The sequence below is a fragment of the Kitasatospora sp. NPDC057738 genome (assembly GCF_042798815.1).
Taxonomy (GTDB): Bacteria; Actinomycetota; Actinomycetes; order Streptomycetales; family Streptomycetaceae; genus Kitasatospora; species Kitasatospora lactacystinica.
Map to the genome: position 1 here is coordinate 1 of NZ_JBHVJT010000156.1, position 4243 is coordinate 4243.

A 4243-nucleotide genomic window follows, 5' to 3' on the forward strand; every position below is an offset into this window, starting at 1 on the left:
TACTGCAGGGGGGACCCTGTGGGAGAGTAGGACGCCGCCGAACAATTATTCAGAAGAACCCCCATCCGGGATCCGGATGGGGGTTCTTCGCGTTTGCAGGACCGTACGGTCTATTCGTCGGAGCCAGAGCCAGAGGCGGACTCCGATCCCGTCCCGGGGCGCGGCTTCTCGGTGGGCTCCCGCCCTTGGGCCTGGGCCTGCTGCTGGTCATCCGGACGCGGCGTCCGGGAAGCCTGTGGTGCCGGCGAGGGCTGGCTCGACCCCTGATCCGACGGCTGGTCCGTCGCCGGAACCGACGGCTGATCCGTTGCCTGAGCCGGTTCGGCGGGAGCCACCGAGCTCTCCGCCGTCCCCCAGGCCGGGCGGCCGAGCCACTTGTCCGCGCTGTTGGTGAGACGGGCGACGCCCGTACCGTCCGGCCGCATGCTGTAGAGGTCGGCGCCGGCGCCCGAGGGGGCCTGGGCGAAGACGATGGACTTGCCGTCGGGCGCGTAGGCGGCGGTGCCGTAGAAGATGTCCGAGGGTGCGGGGGTGAGGGCGCCGATGGCGCTGCCGTCGGGGTGGACGGTGTAGATGCCGCCGCCGGGGGCGTTGTCGGGGCCGGCCGGGTAGGTGGTGAAGAGGATCTGGGTGCCGTCGGGGGACCAGTCCGCACGGTCGCCCGCGCGCAGTTCCCAGGGGGTGAGCTGGCGCAGTCCGGTGCCGTCCGCGCTGACGACGTAGATGGCGCGGCTGCCGGCGGGCTGCCCGGTGGCGCTGGTGCGGTACTCGAAGGTGAGCTGCTTCCCGTCGGGGGACCAGCTGGGGTTGCTGACGATGCCGGAGTAGGGCTTGTCGTTGGTGAGGAAGGTGAGCCGCTGGACGTCGGTGCCCTCGGGGCTCATCAGGTAGAGGTCCGAGTACTGGATCTGGCGGCTGCCGGTCGAGTCCTGGGCGCCCCAGGATCGGCTGAAGGCGACCTGCTTGCCGTCCGGGGAGAAGGCGGGGGCCCGTTCGTCCTCGTTGGCGCAGTCGGCGGTGCCGCTGTCGCAGAGCTGGTTGATCTGGTGTTCGGGGCCGCCGTTGGTGGGGACGGTCCAGAGCCGGGCGGTGCCGCTCTGGGGGTCGGTGCGGTCGAAGGCGATGGTGGTGCCGTCGGGGGACCAGTCCGGGCGGTCGTCGAGGGCGCGGGCCGGCGGCTTGGTGACCTGGTGCTGGTCGGTGCCGTCGGGGGAGAGGGTGACGATGGCGCTGCTGGTGCGGGCGGAGTCGGTGTAGGCGCGGCTGACGATCAGTCCGTTGTGCGCGGTGGCCGCGGGCGCTCCGGCGGCCGCACCGACCACGCCGGGGGTCTCGGCGGGTCTCGCCTCGGGGGTGCTGGTGGGAGTCTCCGGCCGGATCTCGGAGAGCGGGATCTCCCCGGGTTCGGCTCCGCAGCCGGTGAGCAGGGTGCCCAGAAGCAGAAGGCCCGCACCGGCGCTCGCGCGGGTGCGGGCCCTGCCCGTGGGTGACTGCCGTGTGCCGGTGGTGATCCGTGCCATCTCCGCCTCCGAGCCTTTCGACCGTTCCGACGTGTGCCCCCGCCGCGGATTCAGGACGAAGGCCCCTGGAAGGAGCTGTCACTGTGTCAGACGGGGGGCGTCGGCGGTCGGGCGACACGCGACGGAGAGTTCTCGCTCGGTCGCACGGAGTAGATGGAGGGCGGGGGAGGCGGGGAGGCCGGCAGGAGGGGCGGAGAAGAGAGGAGAAAAGGAGAGGGGAGAGGGGGGAGAGGAGAAGGGGCTGTCAGTCCCGGGCGGCGCGGCGCTCGGCCCGGGCGAGGGCCTCCGCCTCGTCCTCGGCCTCGGCGACCTCAAGGGTGGGGGCGGTGCCGCCGAGGTGGGCGGGCAGCCACCAGGTGTCGTCCTGGCCGGAGGGCTTGGCGGGGTACTCACGCTGGGCCTGGTCGAGCATCTCGCTCATGGCGGCGCGCAGCCGTCGGGTGACCATCACGGGCTTGTCGTTCGGTCCGAGGTGGATCGGTTCGCCGATCATGATGGTGACCGGGACGTGCCGCTTGGTGAGGGTCTTCGGGCGGCCCTTGGTCCAGAGCTGCTGGGTGCCCCAGAGCACGACGGGCAGCAGCGGGGTGCCGGAGTCGGCGGCCATCCGGGCGGCGCCGGTCTTGAACTTCTTCAGCATGAAGGAGCGGCTGATGGTCGCCTCGGGGAACACCCCGACCACCTCGCCGGCCTTGAGGGCGCGCACGGCGGCCTCGTACGCGGGCTGTCCGTCGGTGCGGTCCACCGGGATGTGCTTCATGCCGCGCATCAGCGGGCCGGAGATCCGGTGCTTGAAGACGTCGTCCTTGGCCATGAAGCGGGTCTTGCGCTTGCCGCCGCGGTACGCGCCGAGGCCTGCGAAGAGGAAGTCCAGGTAGCTGATGTGGTTGCTGACCAGTACCGCTCCCCCCCTGGCGGGGATGTGTTCGGCGCCCACGATCTTGATCCGCACGTCGAGCGCGCGGAAGGCGGTGAGTGCGGCGCCGATCACCGGCGGGTACACGAACTCTGCCACGGTCAGTCCTGACTTCCACGGGTCGGAGCCCGGTTCGGCGGGTACCCGCTCCGTTGTGCGGGCGGCGCCGACCGGAGCACGGCACTCCGCGGCGGTCACGGGTGATTCACGGAGATGATCCCCCGAACGAGTGCCTGCTGTCACCTGAGGCGTGCGGTCAAGCGAATTTTGGCGGTGTGATCTCCGTGATGAATTCGAACGGGAACTTTTCGGCCGCGCACATCACGCGCCGGCGGTGAGTCGGCCCTGGGCGCGCCGGACCAGGGGGTAGAGCTCGCTGCCCACGCAGTAGCCGAACGCGGCGTTGGCGAAGGCGGCGGTGAGGGCGGCCGAGCAGGCCAGCGCACCGAGCCAGGTCACCTCGGCGCAGTAGCCGAGGGCGCCGACCGCGGTGAACACCATGAGGATGCCCTGGTCGAAGCGGAGCGGCCGCTCGTCCTCGGTCTCGGAGGGCGGTGCGAGCCGGGGGAGTACGAGCGCCTGGAACAGTCGGACGTACGGGGCCATGCGCAGGCCGCCGAAGGCGCCGAGGGCCAGGACGAGCGTCTGGGCGGCCAGGAGGGGGCAGTTGCCGGTGCGCAGGACGACGGCCAGGACGATGGAGGTGAGCGCTGCGGCGAGGCGGGAGCCGCGGGGATCGGTCTGCAACGGTGGCTCCGGGGGTCGCGACGGGCGGCGGCAGCGGCGGGGCGTCGGCGGCGGGCGTCAGCGTCGTCGGTGGAGGACGGCCCGGGCCGTGGCGGTGACGCGGCGGCAGGCCGGCGGCGGCGTTGGGCGACAGTCGGAATCCACCGGCCGATCGTACGTGGCCGGGCCCCGGCGGTCGACCGTGTTTCGGACGCGGAGGGCCCTGCCGCAGACTGGGGGGACGACCTGGCCGCCGGTGCGTGTTGTGGTGCCTCGACGGTGGCCGGGACCGGCCCGCCGTGGGCCGGGCGCGGGGCCGGGAGAGAGACGGGAGGCCGAGGGTTGAGCACCGAGGACGGGGCGGTACGGCTGTCGGAGGCCGAGTTGGGCGGGCCGCTCGGCGCACGGGCGACACTGGTGCAGTTCTCGACGGCCTTCTGCCAGCCGTGCCGGGCCACCCGGAGGGTGCTCTCCGAGGTGGCCGGGATGGTCGACGGGGTCGAGCACGTCGAGGTGGACGCGGAGGAGCGGTTGGAGCTGGTCCGCCGGCTGGAGGTCCGGCGGACGCCGACCGTCCTGGTGCTGGACGGGGAGGGCCGGGTGGTGCGGCGGGCGGCGGGGCAGCCGCGCAGGGTGGACGTGATCGCGGCGCTCGGGCGCGTGGTGTGAGCAATCCGGCGGCAGTTGTTCCGCCCCGTCGGGTGGAGTCGGCTCCGGGCTGGGGCAGGATGGGCGCAGGCGGCGGGAGCGGCCGCACGGCATAAGCTACTGGCCAGTAGTGACCACTGCACTACCGGCGAGTATGCTGCCAGGAAGTTCCGGACCGGCACGGGAATTCGCTGCCCGGAGCGGGTGCGTGCCGTGTTCGCGCCCGCTTGCACCGCCGCAGCCGCCGGACGAGACCAGTACAGGAGACAAGGCCGTGAGCTTGAGGATCGTTGTCTGTGTGAAGCACGTGCCGGACGCGACGGGTGACCGTCGTTTCACGGACGACCACACCACCGACCGGGAGGGTGTGGACGGCCTGCTGTCGGAGCTGGACGAGTACGGCGTGGAGCAGGCGCTGCGGATCGCGGAGGCG

At 72.3% G+C, this 4243-nt stretch carries 4 protein-coding genes and 1 pseudogene; 2 read left to right on the forward strand and 3 right to left on the reverse strand.

From position 1 onward, the window contains the following. Positions 1-110 precede the first annotated feature (110 nt). From ACFVGO_RS39235 to ACFVGO_RS39245, 3 genes are all read right to left on the reverse strand, one after another. A complete protein-coding gene (locus ACFVGO_RS39235; protein WP_380359327.1) occupies positions 111-1520 on the reverse strand; it encodes a hypothetical protein in 1410 nt (469 codons plus the stop codon). A gap of 244 nt (positions 1521-1764) precedes the next feature. Then, the gene (locus ACFVGO_RS39240; RefSeq protein WP_359915562.1) at positions 1765-2535 is read right to left on the reverse strand and encodes a lysophospholipid acyltransferase family protein; all 771 of its coding nucleotides are present in this window, start codon (positions 2533-2535) and stop codon (positions 1765-1767) included. A 222-nt stretch (positions 2536-2757) separates the two neighbouring features. Next, on the reverse strand, positions 2758-3183 hold the full coding sequence (locus ACFVGO_RS39245; RefSeq protein WP_359915560.1) for a DUF4395 domain-containing protein: 426 nt from the start codon (positions 3181-3183) through the stop codon (positions 2758-2760). Between the two features lie 321 nt (positions 3184-3504). Here ACFVGO_RS39245 and ACFVGO_RS39250 point away from each other — a divergent pair, with 321 nt between their 5' ends. Together ACFVGO_RS39250 and ACFVGO_RS39255 are read left to right on the forward strand one after the other, a co-directional pair. Continuing rightward, a complete protein-coding gene (locus ACFVGO_RS39250) occupies positions 3505-3831 on the forward strand; it encodes a thioredoxin family protein (protein WP_359915558.1) in 327 nt (108 codons plus the stop codon). A gap of 253 nt (positions 3832-4084) precedes the next feature. Further along, positions 4085-4243: pseudogene (locus ACFVGO_RS39255) on the forward strand (electron transfer flavoprotein subunit beta); the annotation flags it as partial.

Excerpts from the sequence above, each read along its gene's own strand:
- ACFVGO_RS39235 (WP_380359327.1), bottom strand. The coding sequence starts at position 1,520 with ATGGCACGGATCACCACCGGCACACGGCAGTCACCCACGGGCAGGGCC.